General features: G+C 70.1%; 15 protein-coding genes and 1 riboswitch. Of the genes, 5 read left to right on the top strand and 10 right to left on the bottom strand.

The genetic code is table 11. From position 1 onward, the window contains the following. Positions 1-49: 49 nt before the first annotated feature. Positions 50-922 carry a Cof-type HAD-IIB family hydrolase gene (locus C3492_RS22910; RefSeq protein ID WP_181140503.1) on the top strand — a complete coding sequence of 291 codons (873 nt, stop codon included), beginning with the start codon at positions 50-52 and terminating at the stop codon, positions 920-922. A gap of 182 nt (positions 923-1104) precedes the next feature. Here C3492_RS22910 and cydD read toward each other — a convergent pair whose 3' ends face one another. The 4 genes from cydD to hisC all read right to left on the bottom strand — a co-directional run bounded on the left by cydD (position 1105) and on the right by hisC (position 8839). Next, positions 1105-4836 carry a thiol reductant ABC exporter subunit CydD gene (cydD, locus tag C3492_RS22905; protein WP_103813671.1) on the bottom strand — a complete coding sequence of 1244 codons (3732 nt, stop codon included), beginning with the start codon at positions 4834-4836 and terminating at the stop codon, positions 1105-1107. 61 nt (positions 4837-4897) lie between these two features. Further along, complete coding sequence (gene cydB, locus C3492_RS22900; RefSeq protein WP_103813620.1) at positions 4898-5917, bottom strand: cytochrome d ubiquinol oxidase subunit II; 1020 nt, start codon at positions 5915-5917, stop codon at positions 4898-4900. Positions 5918-5932: 15 nt separating this feature from the next. Beyond that, positions 5933-7441, bottom strand: a complete 1509-nt coding sequence (locus C3492_RS22895) for a cytochrome ubiquinol oxidase subunit I (RefSeq protein ID WP_103813619.1) — start codon at positions 7439-7441, stop codon at positions 5933-5935. A 318-nt stretch (positions 7442-7759) separates the two neighbouring features. Then, the gene (gene hisC / locus C3492_RS22890; protein ID WP_103813618.1) at positions 7760-8839 is read right to left on the bottom strand and encodes a histidinol-phosphate transaminase; all 1080 of its coding nucleotides are present in this window, start codon (positions 8837-8839) and stop codon (positions 7760-7762) included. Between the two features lie 453 nt (positions 8840-9292). Here hisC and C3492_RS22885 point away from each other — a divergent pair, with 453 nt between their 5' ends. From C3492_RS22885 to C3492_RS22875, 3 genes are all read left to right on the top strand, one after another. Then, complete coding sequence (locus tag C3492_RS22885) at positions 9293-10405, top strand: LacI family DNA-binding transcriptional regulator (RefSeq protein WP_103813617.1); 1113 nt, start codon at positions 9293-9295, stop codon at positions 10403-10405. Between the two features lie 300 nt (positions 10406-10705). Further along, positions 10706-11785 carry a metallophosphoesterase gene (locus tag C3492_RS22880; RefSeq protein ID WP_103813616.1) on the top strand — a complete coding sequence of 360 codons (1080 nt, stop codon included), beginning with the start codon at positions 10706-10708 and terminating at the stop codon, positions 11783-11785. Positions 11786-11966: 181 nt separating this feature from the next. After that, positions 11967-12830: a hypothetical protein gene (locus C3492_RS22875; protein WP_103813615.1), complete on the top strand. Its 864-nt coding sequence runs from the start codon at positions 11967-11969 to the stop codon at positions 12828-12830. Positions 12831-12950: 120 nt separating this feature from the next. Here the strand turns inward: C3492_RS22875 and C3492_RS22870 are convergent, their stop codons facing one another. Both C3492_RS22870 and thiC read right to left on the bottom strand, forming a co-directional pair. Then, the gene (locus C3492_RS22870) at positions 12951-14333 is read right to left on the bottom strand and encodes a VWA domain-containing protein (RefSeq protein WP_103813614.1); all 1383 of its coding nucleotides are present in this window, start codon (positions 14331-14333) and stop codon (positions 12951-12953) included. Between the two features lie 90 nt (positions 14334-14423). Further along, a complete protein-coding gene (gene thiC, locus C3492_RS22865; RefSeq protein WP_103813613.1) occupies positions 14424-16226 on the bottom strand; it encodes a phosphomethylpyrimidine synthase ThiC in 1803 nt (600 codons plus the stop codon). Next, a riboswitch (TPP riboswitch) is annotated at positions 16219-16396 on the bottom strand. It overlaps the preceding gene by 8 nt. Positions 16397-16477: 81 nt before the next feature. Here thiC and C3492_RS22860 point away from each other — a divergent pair. Further along, positions 16478-17893 (top strand): YibE/F family protein, encoded by a 1416-nt coding sequence (locus C3492_RS22860; RefSeq protein WP_103813612.1) that lies wholly within the window; start codon positions 16478-16480, stop codon positions 17891-17893. Between the two features lie 173 nt (positions 17894-18066). On the opposite strand, the gene C3492_RS22855 is transcribed toward C3492_RS22860, so the two are convergent. The 4 genes from C3492_RS22855 to C3492_RS22840 all read right to left on the bottom strand — a co-directional run bounded on the left by C3492_RS22855 (position 18067) and on the right by C3492_RS22840 (position 20416). Next, positions 18067-18504 (bottom strand): SsgA family sporulation/cell division regulator, encoded by a 438-nt coding sequence (locus tag C3492_RS22855; RefSeq protein WP_103813611.1) that lies wholly within the window; start codon positions 18502-18504, stop codon positions 18067-18069. Positions 18505-18603: 99 nt separating this feature from the next. After that, positions 18604-19557: an IclR family transcriptional regulator gene (locus C3492_RS22850; protein WP_258055827.1), complete on the bottom strand. Its 954-nt coding sequence runs from the start codon at positions 19555-19557 to the stop codon at positions 18604-18606. A 195-nt stretch (positions 19558-19752) separates the two neighbouring features. After that, entirely contained in the window at positions 19753-19965 is a 213-nt protein-coding gene (locus C3492_RS22845) for a DUF5326 family protein (RefSeq protein ID WP_030640080.1), read from the bottom strand. A gap of 133 nt (positions 19966-20098) precedes the next feature. Beyond that, positions 20099-20416 (bottom strand): cupin domain-containing protein, encoded by a 318-nt coding sequence (locus C3492_RS22840; RefSeq protein ID WP_030640081.1) that lies wholly within the window; start codon positions 20414-20416, stop codon positions 20099-20101. Positions 20417-20486: the final 70 nt, after the last annotated feature.

The following is a 20486-nucleotide window of genomic DNA, read 5'->3' as shown; positions in this document are numbered from 1 at the left end:
TGTGCGGACTCCCGCACGGCCGTGCGGAGGCCTGGGTGAGAATGGCCCGGTGACCTCTGCGACCAGACAGCCCGGGACCCCTGCCGCCGCCCTGCCACCGCGGCTGATCGCCACCGACCTGGACGGCACTCTGCTGCGCGACGACAAGTCGGTCTCCCCACGGACCGTCGCCGCGCTGGCCGCCGCCGAGGAGGCCGGGATCGAGGTCTTCTTCGTCACGGGCCGGCCGGCCCGCTGGATGGACGTGGTCAGCGACCACGTCCACGGCCACGGCCTGGCGATCTGCGGCAACGGCGCCGCCGTGGTCGACCTGCACGGCGGCCCCGGCGCCCACCGGTTCGTGAAGGTCCGCGAGCTGGCCCGGGACAACGCCCTGAAGGCCGTACAGCTGCTGCGCGAGGCAGCGCCGGGCACGGTGTTCGCGGTCGAGCAGACGTACGGCTTCCACCAGGAGCCGGACTATCCCAAGCTGCACATGGAGATACCCGACCACCTCCTGCCCGCCGAGAAGCTGCTCGCACCCGACGGTCCCGACGCCGACCAGCCCGTGCTCAAGATCCTCGCCTACCACCCGTCCCTCGACCCCGACGCGTTCCTCACCCTCGCCCGGCTGGCCGTCGGCGAGCACGCCAACGTCACCCGTTCCAGCCCCAGCGCCCTGCTGGAACTCAGCGGCCCTGGCGTCTCCAAGGCCAGCACCCTCGCGCTGTGCTGCGCCGAACGCGGCATCTCGCACGAGGAGGTCGTGGCCTTCGGGGACATGCCCAACGACGTCGAGATGCTGACCTGGGCCGGCCAGTCCTACGCGATGGGCAACGCCCACCCCGACGTCATCGCCGCCGCGTCGGGCCGCACGGTCGCCAACAACGACGACGGCGTGGCGGTGGTGATCGAGCACCTGCTCGCCGACCGGGTGCGGTAGCGCTCCGCGCGGGTCACGGTGGCCTGCCACACCGGTGGCCCCGGCCGAACGTCTCCCTGTGGCAGGGGCTCTCTGGAGCGGCGGGTCGGGCCCCGAGACCCCGCCACGCTGGTGGGCCGGTCGGAGCGGCCGGGGCGCCGGTGCCCCGCCCGGGCCCGCGGGGCGGCGCCGTCGACGAGCGCTCAGCCCACCCCCACCAGCGACTCCGCCTCGGCCTCCCGGCGTGCCATCTCCCGCAGCGGCCCGTCCTCGGTGATCAGCCGCTCGTACGGCCCTCGCTGCACCACCCGGCCGGCGTCGAGCACGATCACCTCGTCCACCGCGTCGAGTCCCGCCAGCCGGTGGGTGATCAGCAGCGTCGTACGGCCCTCCGTCGCGGCCAGCAGATCGGCGGTGAGCGCATCCGCCGTCGGCAGATCGAGGTGCTCGGCAGGCTCGTCCAGGACCAGCACGGGGAAACCGGCAAGCAGCGCGCGTGCCAGCGCCAGCCGCTGCCGTTGTCCGCCGGACAGCCGCGCCCCGTGTTCGCCGACGAGCGTGTCCAGGCCGTCGGGCAGCGCGTCCACCCAGTCCAGCAGCCGGGCCCGGCCCAGTGCCCCGCGCAGCTCGGCCTCGTCGGCGTCCTTCCTGGCGAGGAGCAGGTTCTCGCGCACCGAGCTGTCGAAGAGATGCGCGTCCTGCGCGCACAGCCCGACGAACCGCCGTACGTCGTCACCGTCCAGCGCGCAGGCGTCCACACCGGCGAGCGTGTACGAGCCCGCCGCCGGGTCGAGGAACCGCAGCAGCACCTGGGCGAGGGTCGTCTTCCCGGAACCGGACGCCCCCACCACCGCGACCCGGCGCCCCTCCTCCAGCGTCAGGTCCAGCCCGGCGAGCGCCTCCCGCCGCTGCCCCGCGTACCGCGCGCCCACGCCCTTGACGACCACCGGGAACGGCGAGGCGGGCGCCTCCCGGGGTGAGACGGGCTCGCGCACGGGCGCGTCCAGGACCTCGTACACCCGCTCCGCGCTGCGCCGCACCCGCTGCCGGTACCGCGCGGCGAGCGGCAGTCCCAGTACGGCCTCGAAGGCGGCCAGGGGGGTCAGGACGACCACGGCCATCGCCACGCCGCTCAGCCGGCCGGCCGCCACCGCCTGGGCGCCGAACGCCGCGGTGGCCGTGACGGTCAGCCCGGAGACGAGTGCGGTGAGCCCGTCCCCGAGCCCGGTGACGGCGGCTGTGCGCGCGGCGATCCGCGTCAGGGTGCCGTCGGCCCGCCGGGCCGCGTCCGTACGGGCCGGCAGCGCACCGGCGACGGTCAGCTCGGCCGTGCCAGTGAGCAGGTCGGCCACACGGGTCGCGAGCACTCCCCGGGCGGGCGCCAGCCGCCGCTCGGTCCGCCGCGCCGCGGTCGCGGTCAGCAGGGGGACACCGGCACCGGCGGCCAGCAGGCCCGCCGCGAGGACGGCACCGGCCTCGGGCAGCAGCCAGGCCGTGAAGCCGACGGAGGCGGCGGACACGGTGAGGGCCACTCCGGCGGGCAGCAGCCAGCGCAGCCAGTAGTCCTGCAACGCGTCCACGTCGGCGACCAGCCGGGTGAGCAGATCACCGCGCCGGGCGCCGCGCAGTCCGGCGGGGGCCAGGCGCTCCAGCCGCCGGTACACCGCGACCCGGGTGTCGGCCAGCATCCGCAGCACGGCGTCGTGCGACACCAGCCGCTCGGCATACCGGAAGACGGCGCGCCCGATCCCGAACGCGCGGGTCGCGGTCACGGCCACCATCAGGTACAGCACCGGGGGCTGCTGAGAGGCCCGCGAGATGAGCCAGCCGGAGGTGGCCATGAGCCCCACGGCACTCCCCAGGGCAAGGCTCCCCAGCCCCAGGGCCCCGGCCAACCGCCCCCGCCTGTTCCCACCCATCCCCCGGACCCGCCGCAGCACGCCACCCCCGACCCGCTCCTCCGACCCACCCTCCAGCCGCCCGACCCGCCCCCCGACCGGCCGCGCCTCCAGCCCACCGTCCCGAGCCCCCGTCGGCCCACCTCCGAGCCGACCGAGCCCAGCCCGCACCAGCCCACCGAGCCGGACCCCCGTCGGCTCACCCTCCAGCCCACCGAGCCGATCCCCCACCGGCCCACCATCCAGCCGACCGAGCCCAGCCCCCACCGGCCCACCGAGCCGGGCCTCCGCCGGCTCGCCTTCCAGCCGACCGAGTCGGGTGGCGGGTGGGCGAGGGCGGGGGTCCAGGGGGCGGAGCCCCCTGGTGGGCCCACCACAACCCGGGGACGGCACAGAAGCCGCACCCCCCAGCCGTACCACCCGGTCAGCCACCCCCAACAACGCGGGCCGATGCACGACAAGCACCACGGTCCGCCCAGCGGCAAGCCTCCGCACCGCGGCAACGACCTCCCCCTCGGTCCCCCCGTCCAACGCAGCCGTCGGCTCATCCAGCAACAGCACAGGCCGATCAGCGAGAAACGCCCGAGCCAACGCCAACCGCTGCCGCTGCCCCGCCGACAACCCCGCCCCGTCCTCCCCGAGCACGGTGTCGACCCCCTCCGGCAGCGCCGCCACGAACTCCCACGCCCCCGCGTCCCGCAGCGCCCGCCGCACGGCACCGTCATCGGCGTCAGGCCGAGCCAGCCGCACGTTCTCCGCGATCGTCCCGGCGTACAGATGCGGCCTCTGCGGCACCCAAGCGACCCGCGACCGCCACTCCGCCAGATCCAGTCCGGCGAGATCCGCGCCCCCGATCCGCACCCGCCCCTCGGTGGGCCGTACGAACCCCAGCAACACGCTCAGCAGCGTCGACTTGCCCACCCCGCTCGGCCCGACCAGCGCGACGGTCTCGCCGGGCTCGACGGTGAACGACACACCGGTCACCGCGTCCGAGGACCGCCCCGGATACCGAACGCTGACCCCCTCGAAGGCCACACCACCCACCGGCCCCGCCGGCACCGCACCGGTACCCGACTCCGGCACCACCGTCTCCAGCACGCTGAAGATCTCCTCCGCCGCCGCGAGCCCCTCCGCCGCCGCGTGGTACTGCGCACCCACCTGCCGCAGCGGCAGATAGGCCTCGGGCGCCAGCACCAGGATCACCAGACCGATGTAGAGATCCATGTCTCCGTGGACGAGCCGCATCCCGATCGTCACGGCGACCAGCGCGACCGACAGCGTGGCCAGCAGCTCCAGCGCGAACGAGGACAGGAAGGCGATCCGCAGCGTCCGCAGGGTGGCCTGCCGGTACTCGCCGGTGATCCGCCGGATGGACTCCGCCTGCGCCTTGGCCCGGCCGAACACCTTCAGCGTGGGCAGTCCCGCGACCACGTCCAGGAAGTGGCCGGACAGCCGGGAGAGCAACCGCCACTGCCGCTCCATCCGGGACTGGGTCGCCCAGCCGATCAGCATCATGAAGACCGGGATCAGCGGCAGGGTGCAGACGATGATCGCCGCCGACACCCAGTCCTCGGTGACGATCCGGGCCAGCACCGCCACGGGCACGACCACGGCGAGCCCCAACTGCGGCAGGTAGCGCGAGAAGTAGTCGTCCAGGGCGTCGACCCCGCGCGTGGCCAGGGTGACCAGCGAGCCGGTCCGCTGACCGCTCAGCCACCCCGGACCGAGCGCCGCCGCCCGGTCGAGCAGCCGCCCGCGCAGCTCCGACTTCACGGCCGCGCTCGCACGATGGGCCGCGAGTTCGGTGAGCCACGCGACCATCGATCGCCCCACGGCCACGGCGGCCAACAGCAGCAGGGGAGTGCGCAGTTCGGCGACCGACTGTCCGTGCTGGAACGCTCCGACGACGATCTCGGCGACGAGCATGGCCTGTGCGATGACCAGTCCGGCACCGACGGCGCCCAGGCCGATGACCGCGACGAGGAAGAGACGGGTGGCGCGGGCGTACCGCAGAAGGCGGGGATCGATTGGTTTCACGTGAAACATGCCCTTCGGTACCGAGGGTGCTGTTTCACGTGAAACAGCACCCTCGGCAAACTCAGTGCGCGGCGCCGACCGCAGGGTCAGGAGCGATGTGCTGCGTGCCGATCCGCTGACGGAAAACCCAGTAGGTCCAGCCCTGGTAGAGCAGGACGAGCGGTGTGGCGATCGCCGCGCACCACGTCATGATCTTCAGGGTGTACGGGCTCGACGAGGCGTTGGTGACCGTCAGGTTCCAGTCCCCGTTCAGGGTGGACGGCATGACGTTCGGGAAGAGCGACAGGAAGAGCATCGCCACGGCCGCCACGATGGTGAGGCCGGACAGCGCGAACGACCACCCCTCCCGCCCGGCCTGATTGGTCACGAGAGCCGCCGTCAGGGCGACGACGGCCACGATCAGAGCCACCAGACTCTTGCCGTCACCGCTGTCGGCCTGCGTCCACAGCAGGAAGGCGAGCGCCACGACGGCCGCGATCAGACCCACCCACCGGGCCAGCCTCCGGGCCCGCACCCGGATCTCCCCGACCGTCTTGAGCGCGGTGAACACCGCTCCGTGGAACGTGAACAGCGTGAGCGTCACCAGGCCACCGAGCAGGGCGTAGGGGTTGAGCAGGTCCCAGACGTTGCCGACGTACTCGAAGTTCCGGTCGAGCTTCACCCCCCGCACGATGTTTCCGAAGGCCACTCCCCACAGGAACGCCGGCAGCAGCGAGGTCCAGAAGATCGCCGTCTCCCAGTTGCGCTGCCAGTTCTCCTCCGGCCGCTTGGCCCGGTACTCGAAGGCGACTCCCCGGACGATCAGGCAGACCAGGATGAGCAGCAGGGGCAGATAGAAGCCGGAGAAGAGGGTGGCGTACCACTCGGGGAACGCGGCGAAGGTCGCGCCGCCCGCGGTGAGCAGCCACACCTCGTTGCCGTCCCAGACCGGTCCGATGGTGTTGATCAGCACCCGGCGCTCGGGCCGGGTGCGGGCCAGCAGCTTGGTGAGGATACCGACCCCGAAGTCGAAGCCCTCCAGGAAGAAGTAGCCGGTCCACAGGACGGCGATCAGGACGAACCAGACGTCGTGAAGTTCCATGACTGTTCCCTCGGCCTAGTACGAGAAGGCCATCGGCTTGTCGGCGTCACGGGTGTCGCCGCCGATCTTCGTGGGCGGGTTGAGGTCGGCCTCGGTCAGCTCGGGCGGGCCGGCCTTGACGTACTTCGCGAGCAGCTTGACCTCGACCACGGCGAGAATGGCGTACAGCGCGGTGAAGACGGTCATCGAGGTGAGGACCTCACCCTGCGAGACACCGGGGGAGACCGCGTCCCGGGTCTGCAGGACGCCGTAGACGACCCACGGCTGGCGGCCCATCTCGGTGAAGATCCAGCCCCACGAGTTGGCGATCAGCGGGAAGGCGAGCGTCCACGTCGCGATGCGCCAGTACCAGGGGGTGAGCTTCGGGCTGAGCGCCTTGTTCTTGAACAGCACCAGGTGCGGCACCTCGTCCTCGCCGACCCTCAGGGCTTGCGGCAGCATGAACTTCTTGCGGGTCAGCCAGAGCCCGGCCAGCCCGATGGCGAAGGAGGCCATACCGAAGCCGATCATCCAGCGGAAGCCCCAGAAGGCGACGGGGATGTTGGGCCGGTAGTCACCGGGCCCGAACTTCTGCTGCTCGGCCTTGTTCACGTCGTTGATGCCGGGCACGTACGAGGTGAAGCTGTCGTCAGCGAGGAAGGACAGCAGACCCGGGATCTCGATCGCCACGGAGTTGTGGCCCTTGTCCACGTCGCCATAGGCGAAGATCGAGAACGGCGCCGGCTTCTGTCCGTCCCACAGTGCCTCGGCGGCAGCCATCTTCATCGGCTGCTGCTTGAACATCACCTTGCCGAGGGTGTCGCCGCTGATCGCGGTGAGCAGGCCGGCGATGACCACGGTGACCAGGCCGAGCCGCAGCGAGGTCTTCATCTCGCGGATGTGCTTCTTGCGGGCCAGGTGGTAGGCGGAGATGCCCACCATGAAGGCGCCACCGGTGAGGAAGGCCGCGGACAGGGTGTGGAAGGCCTGGCTGAGGGCGGTGTTCTGGGTCAGCACGGCCCAGAAGTCGGTCAGCTCGGCCCGCCCCCTGGCCTTGTCGATCTTGTAACCGACCGGGTGCTGCATCCAGGAGTTCGCCGCGAGGATGAAGTACGCCGACAGGACCGTGCCGATCGACACCATCCAGATGCAGGCCAGGTGGATCTTCTTGGGCAGCTTGTCCCAGCCGAAGATCCACAGGCCGATGAAGGTGGACTCGAAGAAGAAGGCGATCAGCGCCTCGAAGGCGAGCGGGGCGCCGAAGATGTCACCGACGAAGCGCGAGTAGTCGGACCAGTTCATGCCGAACTGGAACTCCTGCACGATGCCGGTGACGACACCCATCGCGATGTTGATCAGGAAGAGCTTGCCCCAGAACTTCGTCGCCCTGAGGTACTTCTCCTTCTCCGTACGCACCCAGGCCGTCTGCAGCCCGGCTGTGAGCGCAGCCAGGGAGATCGTCAGCGGAACGAACAGGAAGTGGTAGACGGTGGTGATGCCGAACTGCCAGCGCGCCAGTGTCTCCGGCGCCAAAGCCAGGTCCACGTCGTCACTCTCCTTACTGCGGCGTGGTGCAGCGGCGGTTTGCCCCTTTTGTTGCACACATACGGAACAAACGAGACGCGCTTGTGAACGCGTTCACATTCACAAGCCATTATGACGTACTGATTTTCGGACTGCGCAGGGGGGTCCCTCGCGGGCAGTTATGTCAAGGACATGACAGAGATGGAGGCGCGTTTCGGCGCAACCGCCTCGGTTTCACGGGAAACGGACACCCGCCCGTTCCTGGAGGCGGGTGCGGACTCGCAGGACGAAGAGGTGCCGTCTCTCGCGTCCGCACCCCGTGTGGGAGCTGCCTCAGGACTACAGCTCCTTGCGGAACCCCTCCGCCGCCTTCAGGAAGATGTCGTTCGCCTCGGCCTCCCCGATCGTCACCCGAACACCCTCGCCCGGGAACGGCCGGATCACCACTCCGTGTTCCTCGCAGACCTGTGCGAACGGGACCGTACTCTCCCCCAGCCGCAGCCACACGAAGTTGGCCTGCGTCTCCGGCACCGTCCAGCCCTGGGCCCGCAGTGCGTCGACCACGCGCGTGCGCTCGCACACCAGCGAGCCCACCCGGCCCAGCAGCTCGTCCTCGGCCCGCAGCGAAGCGATCGCAGCCTCCTGAGCCAGCTGGCTCACCCCGAACGGAACGGCCGTCTTGCGCAGCGCCGCCGCCACCGGCTCGTGGGCGATCGCGAAACCGACGCGCAGCCCGGCCAGCCCGTACGCCTTGGAGAAGGTCCGCAGGACGCAGACGTTGGGCCGCTTCCGGTACAGCTCGACACCGTCGGGCACCTCGGGGTCGCGGATGAACTCCCGGTAGGCCTCGTCCAGCACCACCAGCACATCGGCGGGCACCCGGTCGAGGAACCGCTCCAGCTCGGCCCGTCGCACCACCGTACCGGTCGGGTTGTTGGGGTTGCAGACGAAGATCAGCCGCGTCCGGTCGGTGATCGCGTCCGCCATCGCGTCCAGATCGTGCACGTCGCCCGACGTCAGCGGCACCTGCACCGAGCGGGCACCGCTGATCTGCGTGATGATCGGGTACGCCTCGAACGACCGCCAGGCGTAGATCACCTCGTCACCGGGGCCGCTGGTGGCCTGGATCAGTTGCTGGGCGACACCCACCGAGCCGGTGCCGGTGGCCAGGTCGGAGAGCGGCACACCGAAGCGATCGGACAGCTCGTTCATCAGGCCGGTGCAGGCCATGTCCGGGTAGCGGTTGAAGTCGCAGGCCGCCGCACTCACGCTCTCCAGCACGCCGGGCAGCGGCGGGTACGGGTTCTCGTTGGAGGACAGCTTGTAGGCGACCGGTCCGCCGGCCGCGGCCGGCTTGCCCGGCTTGTAGGTGGGGATACCCTCCAGCTCGGCGCGCAGCTTGGGGCTCGTCTCGCTCACCGCAGTCCTCCTCGCGACCACCGGCGGCCCGTCGACACCCCCGGCATCCAATACTCCTCACCTTAAGAGGATTCGGCCCCGCTGCGAACAGGTGCGGAACGCCCAGCGGTCCGGCCGCCGCCGCGGAAAGAGGCGAAGCTCACGTCTTCCCCGGGCATCAAGGGCATCCTCGTACGAAGGCGTACGTTTCGGGGGGCGCGCCGTACATATATCTATGCGCCGGTAGCTTGCGCCGTGGCGCGCGTCCCCCGTGAAGGTGAGTTGAGACCTCTTCGAGACATCGGGGACTTGGTAGGTCCATCCGCGTCGACAAGTCACGTCTTACTATTGGATCGATCAACGACCTTGGTTTCCAAGGAAGTTGACACCCAATGACCATGCAGAAACGTGCCTGTCAACGCGTGCATATGCGTCCGCACTACCCCACCGCATGAGCCCTACTATCGGCTCGCCATGACAGCAGCAGGGAAGCACCAGGTGAGCCGCGCGGAAACCTCACGTCGAGGCAGCCGGCCGGGTCGGGCGGGCATCAGAGACGTCGCCGCCGCCGCCGGGGTCTCCATCACGACCGTGTCCGACGCCCTCAACGGCAAGGGCCGGCTCCCGGATGCCACCCGGCGCCATGTCCGCGAGGTCGCCGACCGGCTGGGGTACCGGCCCTCGGCCGCCGCCCGCACCCTCCGTACCGGCAAGTCGGGTCTGATCGGCCTGACCGTGACGACATACGGGGATGAACCTTTCACCTTCACCGAGTTCGCCTACTTCGCCGAGATGGCACGGGCCGCGACCTCGGCCGCGCTCGCCCGCGGCTACGCCCTGGTCATCCTGCCCGCCACCTCCCGCCACGACGTCTGGTCCAACGTCGCCCTGGACGGCACGGTCGTCATCGACCCCTCCGACCAGGACCCCGTGGTCAGCGAGCTGGTCCGGCAGGGACTGCCGGTCGTCTCGGACGGCCGCCCGGCCGGCGCGCTCCCCGTCACCGCCTGGGTCGACAACGACCACGAGGCCGCCGTACTCGGCATCCTCGACCACCTCGCCGCCGCCGGCGCCCGCCGCATCGGCCTGCTCACGGGCACCACGACGGACACGTACACCCACCTGTCGACCACCGCGTACCTGCGCTGGTGCGAACGGGTCGGCCAGGATCCGGTCTACGAGGCCTATCCGGCACACGACCCGTGCGCGGGCGCCGTCGCCGCGGACCGGCTGCTCGCCCGCCCCGACCGGCCCGACGCGGTCTACGGGCTGTTCGACCCCAACGGCACCGACCTGCTCGCCGCCGCCCGCCGCTACGGCCTGCGCGTCCCCGACGACCTGCTGCTGGTGTGCTGCAGCGAGTCCACCGTGTACGCCAGCACCGAGCCGCCCATCACCACCCTGTCCCTGAAGCCGCGCCGCATCGGCACCGCCGTCGTCCAGCTCCTCATCGACGCCATCGAGGGCGTCGAGTCGGACCAGCCGGTCGAGCAGGTGATACCGACCGAGCTGATCGTGCGCACCTCCTCCCAGCGGCGGTCCCCGCGCACGACGGTCAGCCCGCCACGGACACCGGACGACAAGTAGCACCGCCCGCCGCACCGACCCGCGCGGGTCCCGGCCGGTGCGGCACAGAGGGACCCGTCGGCGCGCCGCGGGGGGCGGGGACGGAGCCGGTGGACCGAGGGCCCGGCCGGCCGACAGCCGGTCGAACATCTGCCCAAACGGGGCGAAAGCCGCAGTGAACTGGAGTCTTGTTCCGATTCACCACCCCTGGGTCATCACACGGCGCGACGCGCGTTCCTATGATGGGCCCACGACACCGCGGACCGCTGCGACCAGGCAGTCCGAAGCGGTGCAGATGCGGCGCGATGGTGGAGGGGTCTGATGACTCAGGGGGCCGGTCAGGGACCCGAGGCGGAGCGGACGGCGACGCTGCGCGACTTCCGGGTACCCGCGTACGTCCACGAGACCGGTCCGTACGTCCAGCACGTCCACCCCGGCGACGTCGTGCCGCCCGCCGACGAGGCGTACCCCGAGGGCTACACCCCCACCCAGCGCGACCTGCCCGTCATCAACCGCGGCGACACCCTCCAGGTCCCCGTCGAGCCCGCACCGGCCGCCCCGGCCCCGCAGCCCGCGACCGGGCCCGGCCCGCTCTATGTCGTCGGTGACGTCCACGGCTACCTGGACGAGCTGGTGGCGGCCCTCCAGGAGCAGGGCCTGATCGACGCCTCGGGCCAGTGGTGCGCCGGCACCGCCCGGCTGTGGTTCCTCGGCGACTTCACCGACCGCGGCCCGGACGGCATCGGGGTCATCGACCTGGTCATGCGGCTGTCCGCCGAGGCCGCGGCGGCCGGCGGCTACTGCAAGGCCCTCATGGGCAACCACGAACTGCTGCTCCTCGGGGCCAAACGGTTCGGCGACACCCCCGTCAACTCCGGCGCGGGCACCGCCACCTTCCAGGCGGCCTGGCTGCTCAACGGCGGCCAGAAGACCGACATGGACCGCCTCCAGGACCACCACCTGCAGTGGATGGCCCGCCTCGACGCCGTCGAGGAGGTCGACGGCTATCTGCTCCTCCACTCCGACACCACCGCCTACCTCGACTACGGCGACTCCATCGAGGCGGTCAACGACACCGTCCGCGAGGCGCTGACCCGCAACGACGCCGACGAGGTCTGGGACCTGTTCCGCAAGTTCACCAAGCGCTTCTCCTTCCGCGACGAGGGCGGCGCCGACGCCGTACGCTCCCTCCTCGATACGTACGGCGGCACCCGGGTCGTTCACGGGCACAGCCCCATTCCGTACCTCCTCGGCCAGGTCGGCTCCGAGGACGGCGAGGAGAGCACCGGCCCGATCGTCGAGGGACCGCACGTCTACGCCGACGGACTCGCCATCGCCATGGACGGCGGAGTGACCATGGCCGGAAAACTGCTGGTCCAGCAACTGCCCCTGAGCAGCTGACCGTTCTTCGGACAGGCATTCCTCAGCCGCGTACGCGCAGGCCGGACCGCAATTTCCGGCAATCCCCTGTCACCGCGCGCCGTCACGGCTCTACCATCGGCTTATCCGTAGCAGGCTCCCCTCCGTTTCTGCCCGACGGCTCGCCGGCGTGCGAGCCCCAAGCCCTACGGAGCATCGGGGGATGCACATGAACAGCGTTCCGCAGCACCTGCAGAGCGAGGACCGCCAGGAATTCGAGCGGCTCCTCGGTGAGGCGCTGCGCTCCGCACCGCACCGACCGGAACTGGCCGCCGTCGGACAGCGGCTCAACTCCGAACAACTGCGCACTATGGCACTCAACGCCTCCGCCCTGATCACGGCAGCCGCGGCGGCCGAGTACCAGCACTACGTCAAGCTGCGCGACGAACTGCGTCACCCGGCGCTGTCCGGTCCGCCGGCCGTCGGCGACTCCGAGGAAGCGGGCCCGGGTCCGACCGCCACGGGCCTCGCCACCACTCTCGGCGAAGCCGCCGACAGCACCGGCGCGGGCGCCATCGCGGTCATCGCCGTCCTGGCTCCCGTCCTCTCCGGGACCGCGGCGGTGATCTTCCTGCTCGTCGGCTACATCCTGAAGATGCTCGACCCCGGCCAGACCTTCGCCCGGACCATGCTCACCGCCGGCTGGGTGTTCGGCGCCATCACCGCGGCGGCGGTCCTGGTCGCCGCGGTCGGACTGCTGCTCACCGCTCTGCGCAACAGCACACCGGCGGACGACCGGGCGCGGGACGCGGCCCACGAGGAGCTGGCCAGGGCCAAGGAGGCGTGGCGGAACGCCCTGCTGGAGCGCGGCATCCTGCCCTTCCTCCGGGAGGCACTCGCCGAGCCCGGCACGACCGCCGGGCACCCCTCGACCCCACCGGCACCGACCGGCCGCATACCCCGCCTCGGCTACGACCGCCCCGGCTTCAGCAGCCCCGACGACGGCACCGCGACCGGCCGCCCGAGCTTCACCAGCCCCGACTACACGAGCCCGGACTTCGGCGGCCCGGACCACCAGCCCGAGTGATCCGACCGGCCCTCCCCGGCCTCGGCGCGGCTGCCACCGTGCTCAGGCCGGATGTCCTGCGAGATCTTCATGCGGGACAACTGCGCCCCTGAAAGGCTCAATAGGCTCAATAGGTTCGATTCAGAGGATGCCGGCTTGACTGGCGGCAGTCATCCAAGCTGGGAACTCGGACAGGAGTCGGTCATACAGTTCCGGGTCGGAGACCTTGCTGATGTCGTCAACGGCGAAGAAGCCGACGTTGTCGACCCGCCGACCCGGTAGGGTGCCGAAGCGCTCCAGCACGCCGTAGTTGGCCCGTCCCATACCCACGAACTGCCAGAAGATCGGTTCTTCGACGGCTTCACGAAGCTCCCGCTCAATCTCCGCGTTGCGGTAGACGCCTCCGTCGGAGAAGAACAGCACGAGCGTGGGGGCGGTGGCTGGGTGATCGCGAACGTACTGACGAACTTGAGCGATGGCTTTCTGTTCCTCGTTCTGGATACCGACCGCCCGCATGTCCACCTGACCGGCTCGAAGTCCCTTCCTGGGTTTCCTGCTCCGGCCGAAGAGGCTCAGCTCACCTACCCGGACGTGGAGCCGGAGCCATTCGGGGAGGTCCCCCAGGTGGAGATCAGGCAGTCGGGCCGCGTGCGAGGCGAATGTCCAGGCCTGCATCTCACCGTCGTCGTCCAACTGCGCCGCGACCGCGGCCATGCGTTCCACCACATCGGCCACGACGCCCTTCGAGTACAGGAAGGACATGGAACCGGAAGCATCGAGTACCAGGACGACTCGCGCCGTGACACCGGCGGCACCGTGCTTTTCCAGACTGACCGCCACCTGCTCCTTGCGCAGGGACAGCCTCTTGCGCATGTCCACGGGTAGTTGTTCCTCGCCCTTGCTGAGGCGCGAGGCGACTGTCGGCGCGGACGGGGCAGGCGGTTCCGGCGCAGGCGCCGGCGGCAGAAGGGGCACGACCGTGGCCGGGGGGTCGTCATCAACGGTGATCCCGAAGTCGGTGGCGAGCCCGGCAAGCCCGGAAGCATATCCCTGCCCGACCGCACGGAACTTCCACTGGCCGCCTCGCAGATAGAGCTCGCCACCGATGAACGCCGTCTCCGTCGTGGCCTCCATGTCGAATCGGGCCAGTTCTCCCTGCGTACCTGCGTCGAGCAGTCTCAGCGTCAGTCCCGATATCTGCCCGAACGTCCCGTCATCGGTGGACGCACACAGCACAACCCTTTCGACATCCGGTTCCACCGCACGCAGGTCCACCTCGACCGTGTCCGTCGTGACACCAGAACCCCTCTGCTTCCCCAGGTGCCTTACGGAGCCTGACGCATGCTGCGGCTGGTTGTAGAAGACGAAGTCACCGTCGCTGCGAACCCGTCCGGCACCAGTGAGCAGCAGCGCCGAGGCATCGACGTCCGGCGCTCCAGGTGTCTCGGACCAAGCGAGCTCAGCGCGCACTGCCCGAGAACCGATCGGAAGGTTGGCGCCCTTGCTCATTGATCTCGCTGTCATGCGGCAAGTCTGGGGCGGGCATGGTCGGGACACCACCTCCACGTCGCAGGGAGCGATGATTCGGCCGCCGAACCATCGCTCCCTGCTCCGTCAGTCGGCCAACGGCAGGTACACCCGGTTCCCGCCGGCGGCGAACTCCTTCGACTTCTGGAGCATCCCCTCGGCGATCTCCTCAGGTGAGGCTCCTTCAGCCGCCGCACCACCGAACCGCTGTGTGATGCTTTGACTGATCTTCATGCTGCAGAACTTCGGGCCGCACATGGAGCAGAAGTGCGCCGTCTTGGCGGGCTCGGCCGGCAGGGTCTCGTCATGGAACTCCCGTGCCGTGTCCGGGTCCAGCGCGAGGTTGAACTGGTCCTCCCACCGGAACTCGAAGCGGGCGTCGGACAGTGCGTCGTCCCACTCCTGAGCCCCGGGATGCCCCTTGGCGAGGTCCGCCGCGTGTGCGGCGATCTTGTAGGTGATGACGCCGGTCTTGACGTCGTCCCGGTTGGGCAGGCCGAGGTGCTCCTTGGGCGTCACGTAGCAGAGCATCGCCGTGCCCCACCAGGCGATCATCGCGGCACCGATGCCGGAGGTGATGTGGTCGTACGCGGGCGCGACGTCCGTGGTCAGCGGGCCGAGCGTATAGAACGGCGCTTCATCGCAGATCTCCTGCTGAAGGTCGATGTTCTCCTTGATCTTGTGCATCGGGACGTGTCCCGGGCCCTCGATCATGGTCTGTACGTTGAAACGCTTGGCGATCCGGTTGAGTTCCCCGAGCGTCCTCAACTCCGCGAACTGCGCCTCGTCGTTGGCGTCCGCGATCGACCCCGGCCGCAGGCCGTCACCCAGCGAGTACGTGACGTCGTAGGCAGCGAGGATCTCGCACAGCTCCTCGAAGTTCTCGTACAGGAACGATTCCTTGTGGTGCGCCAGACACCACGCGGCCATGATCGAGCCGCCGCGCGAGACGATGCCGGTCTTGCGGTTGGCGGTGAGCGGGACGTACGGCAGCCGGACGCCGGCGTGGACCGTCATGTAGTCCACGCCCTGCTCGGCCTGCTCGATGACCGTGTCCTTGTAGATCTCCCAGGTCAGTTCCTCGGCCCTGCCGTCGACCTTCTCCAGCGCCTGGTAGAGCGGCACGGTGCCGATGGGGACGGGGGAGTTGCGCAGGACCCACTCACGGGTGGTGTGGATGTTGCGGCCGGTGGACAGGTCCATGACCGTGTCGGCACCCCACCGGGTCGCCCAGGTCATCTTCTCGACCTCCTCCTCGATGGAGGACGTCACCGCGGAGTTTCCGATGTTGGCGTTCACCTTCACCAGGAACCGCTTGCCGATGATCATCGGCTCGATCTCCGGGTGGTTGACGTTGGCCGGCAGCACGGCCCGGCCCGCCGCGATCTCCTCGCGGACCACCTCGGGGGAAACATTCTCCCGGAGGGCCACGAACTCCATCTCCGGCGTGATCTCGCCGCGACGGGCGTACGCGAGCTGCGTCACCGCCTGGCCGTTGCGGCCCCGCCGCGGCTGGCGCGGGCGTCCGGGGAAGACCGCGTCCAGGTTCCGCAGCCCGCCGCGCGGCGAGGTGTGCTTGATCCCGTCGTCCTCGGGACGGACCGGACGGCCCGCGTACTCCTCGGTGTCGCCACGGGCGATGATCCAGTTCTCCCGCAGCGGCGGCAGGCCACGGCGGACGTCCGTGTCGACGAGTGGATCGGTGTACGGGCCCGACGTGTCGTACAGCGTGACCGACTGCCCGTTGGTGAGGTGCACCTGACGGACCGGCACGCGCAGATCGGGGCGCGAGCCCTCGACATACGCCTTGTGCCAGCCGATGGACTTCCCGGCCTCCGGGGACTTCTCGTCCTGGACGGAGGCAGGCGTGCGTGCGTCCTTGTTGGCCATGAGACCTACTCCCTACGCCGGCATTACCCGGTAACAGGTTCGGCGGTCGACGCAGCGGTTTCCGTCTGCCGACGTCTCTTGTGGAACACCTCTTGTTCCACGTGAAACATCGCGTGTACGGAGGTCAGCGCCCTCTCAGCCCGGTGCTCCGAGCTCCCGCGTGTGCAAAGGTGCCTCCACGCTAGCGTCATGTGTGGCGCGGTGAACAGTGGGCCCCCGCCCGTTCTTGCGATGATCGGGCGGTGACCAGGATGGAGCAGTACCCCTACCAGCCGCCCGAGCCGCCCCGCCGAGACGGCCCGGAAGAGGGCGACGGACACGGCCACGGTCCACGCGGCCACGGTCACCCGCACGGCGACAGCCACGCGCACGGCCACAGCCACAACCACGGCCCGGCTGCCCCCGTCTCCCAGCACCTGCGCAAGGTCATCGCGGCGATCCTGGTCCCCTTCACCGCGGCGGTCCTGGTCGGCCTCGTGGTGCTCTGGCCCGGGCAAGCCCCCTCCCACAAGCGCACCGGCGTCGGCTTCGACCGGCAGACCCAGCAGGCCACGGTCACCCGGGTCGTCGAGGTCAGCTGCAAGTCGGTGAACGCGGGCGGCAGCACTCCGGCCGGCGACACCTCCACCGCCGAGGGCACGTCGGCGGAGGCGGGGCCCGACGGAACCTGCAAGAAGGCCACCATCCGGGTCGACACCGGCAAGGACGAGGGTCGTACCTTCACCGAGATCGTGCAGCCGGACCAGTCGCGGCAACTGCACCAGGGCGAGAAGGTCGTGGTCGCCTACGAGCCCTCGGCCCCCAAGGACCTGCAGTACTCGGTGACCGATGTGAACCGCAAGTTCCCCATGACACTGCTCGCGGGGATCTTCGCGGTGGCCGTCGTGGTGGTGGGCCGGCTGCGCGGGGTCATGGCGCTGGTCGCACTGGCCGTGAGTTTCCTCGTGCTGACGCTGTTCATCCTGCCGGCGATCCTGGAGGGGGCGAACCCGCTGCTGGTCGCCGTGGTGGGGTCGAGCGCCATCATGCTGATCGCCCTGTACATGTGCCACGGTCTGTCGGCGCGTACGTCGGTGGCCGTACTCGGCACGCTGATCTCCCTCTGCCTGATCGGCGTGCTCGGCTCACTGTTCATCGGCTGGGCGGCGCTGACCGGCAACACGGACGACAACACCGGCCTGATCCACGGCCTGTATCCGTCGATCGACATGAGCGGTCTGCTGCTGGCCGGCGTCATCATCGGTTCGCTCGGCGTCCTGGACGACGTGACGGTGACGCAGACCTCGGCCGTCTGGGAGCTGCACGAGGCCAACCCGTCGATGGGCTGGCGGGGGCTGTACCGGGCGGGCATCCGGATCGGCCGCGACCACATCGCGTCCGTGGTCAACACCCTCGTGCTCGCCTACGCCGGTGCCGCACTGCCGTTGCTGCTGCTGTTCTCGATCGCTCAGAGCAGCGTCGGCACCGTGGCCAACAGCGAGCTGGTGGCCGAGGAGATCGTGCGCACGCTGGTGGGCTCGATCGGTCTGGTCGCCTCGGTCCCCGTCACCACCGCGCTGGCCGCGCTCGTCGTGTCGGCCGACCGGACCGGGCCCGGTGCGACGGCGCTCGCCGGGGCGCGGCCCGCACCGGCACGCGGCGGCCGGGGCCGACGCCGGAAGCGATGACGCAGGGAGGGCTGACGCCGGAAGCGAAGCGGTCAGCAGGGGGAGGATGAGCACCGGGGAGGGGTGAGCACCGCGGCGGGGTGGGCCCGCTGGAACGGGACCCCGCCGCAGAAGCGTTCCTGCACAGTTCCGCACGGGCACGGCGGATCGCCCGTCACCGTTGCCGCGACGCTTCAGCCGGCGCTCTGTTCCTCGGCCAGGATGCGGTCCAGGGCCTCGTCCAGATGAGCGTCGAAATCGGCGAGTGCACCCTCCTGACCGAGCGGCACGAGCTTGTCCGTACGGTCGAGGAAGGCCACGAGCGGCGGCGCCGACGAGCGGAACAGGGCCTGGTCGCCGCCGACCTGGAGCCGGATCAGCACCTCACCCAGCACCTCGGAATCGACGGGGGCGATGTGCACGTCCCCCTCACCGCACGGGCGGCCGACCCCGTCGATCAGCAGTTCCCGCCCGAAGGCCCAGGTGACCGGAGCATCACCGGGCAGATGGAAGGTGAGGCGTACGGCATACGGATCACAGGTCTCGTAGCGCAACTCCACCGGGATGCGGAAGGAGAGCTCCTCCGACACGAGAAAGCTCATCATGACTTCTGCCTGTACGGACTCGCGCATCGCCTATCCCGTCATATGACATCGACTGGCCGGGATTGATCCCTCTGACCGTGGTCAAATCTTGCTGAAAGTACACGAGAGATCACAAGGAGTGAGTTTTCAGATACTGATAGAGAGAGTGAGCGATCCCAGGTGCCGACCGATCTCCGCCTGCAGCCGCTGTGCGGCGGGCATCAGCCGGTCGGCCTGATGGACGGGCAGCGAGATGGCCATGGTGGCCGCGGTGGTGCCGACCGTGATCGGGACCGCCGCGCAGACGGTGCCGACCGCGTACTCCTGGCGCTCCACCACCGGTTCCATGCGCCGCATCCGGACCAGCCGCCGCAGCAGCGCGTCGTTGTCCCGCACCGTGTACGGCGTGATGGGCCGCACCGGATACCGGGCGAGGTGGTCGCGTCGCGCGTCCTCGTCCAGCTGGGAGAGCAGGCACTGCCCGATCGCGTGCGCATGGCCGGTCTCACGGAAGTCCGCCCACTCCTCCACCGCGGGTGCCTGACGGGAGGCGGAGACGCACATGACCTCGATCTCACCGTCCCGGTACATCGCGTAGTACACCGGCACTCCGATGGAATCGCGCCAGTGCGCGAGCGTGTCCGCCACCATGCTGCGACGTTTCTGCTGCGCTCCACTGCGGCCCAGTCGCTCCGCCGCGTCACCGAGGAAGAACAGCCCCTTCTCACGGCGCAGATAGCCCTCGTGGACCAGGGTGCGCAGCAGGTGGTACGCCGTGGGCAGCGCGAGGCCGGTCTCACGGGCGAGTTGTTTGGCGGGGGCGCCGTACGCGTGCGCGGCGACGGTCTCCAGCAGACGCATGGCGCGCTGGACGGACCCGATGAGCGTGGCGGTGGGCGTGGGGGCGGCCGGTGGTCCCGGTCGGCCGGCGGAGGGCGGTGGTCCGGAGCGGTCCCCGGCACAGGGGGGTCCGGGGATGTCCCCTGCCTGGGGCTGGCCCGGCACGGCCAGGGGCACCGGTCGCTGGACGGGGGCCGCGCAGGAGCGCGGTGGGGCGGGGGGTGCGTGGGGTTCTGCCGGTGCGGTGTCAACCGTGGCCAAGGGTCACTCCCGGAGCGCGAGGGGCAGCCCGTGCGAGGAAGAGCACGGAGGGGGGTCTGCGCCGCCCACGGGGCCGGACCCCGTGGGAGTTCCGGACTTTAACGGCCCGCCACCGCCCGCCGACGGCTCCCGGGGGAAACTTCCCTCCCCCGAGGGAACCGGCCCTCCGTCACGGGTGACCGGCTCCCGGGCACCTCACCAGTCGCTGCGGGACGAGGAGTTCCCCATGAACTTGCGGACGATGTAGATCAGTCCGCCGACCAGGGCGACGAAGACCAGCGCCTTGAAGAGCAGGCCGATCACGAACCCGACCACCGTCGCTATCAGGCCGCCGAACACGACCAGGGCGATGACCGGCACCGCGACCCACTTCACCCACCACGGCAGCCCCGCGAAGATCTCTCGCATCGCCCTCGTCCTTTGCGTTCTCGTGCGTTGTCGATGTTCCGCACTCGATGCTAGGGCCGCGGAGGGCCCTCACGGGGGCCTCGCATCCCTTGTCCTCCCCTGACCCGTCCCCTAGGGAACCCGGGCTCCGGGGTCACGCCTCGGGCGGAGAGAACACGACGAGCACCCTGAGGTCCTCGCTGATGTGGTGGAACTTGTGGGCGACCCCGGCGGGCACGTACACGACGCTGCCCCGCGCCACCTGGGTCGTCTCCAGACCGACGGTGATCGACGCCCGGCCGCTGACCACGAAGTACACCTCGTCCTGCCCGTGCGGCTTCTGCGGGTCGTGCTCGCCCGCGTTGAGGGCGTACAGCCCGACCGACATGTTCCGCTCGCGCAGGAACTGCAGGTAGGCGCCTTCGTTGGCGGCGCGTTCCGCCTCCAGATCGTCCAGCCGGAATGCCTTCATCGCCGCTGCCGCCCTCGCCTCACTGCTCGCTGTTCGCTGCCCGCCGTCGCACCGCTCGCCGTCCGTCCGG

This window comes from Streptomyces sp. Ru62 (assembly GCF_002920615.1).
Classification (GTDB): Bacteria; Actinomycetota; Actinomycetes; order Streptomycetales; family Streptomycetaceae; genus Streptomyces.
This window is presented reverse-complemented; position numbering and strand designations above follow the sequence as displayed.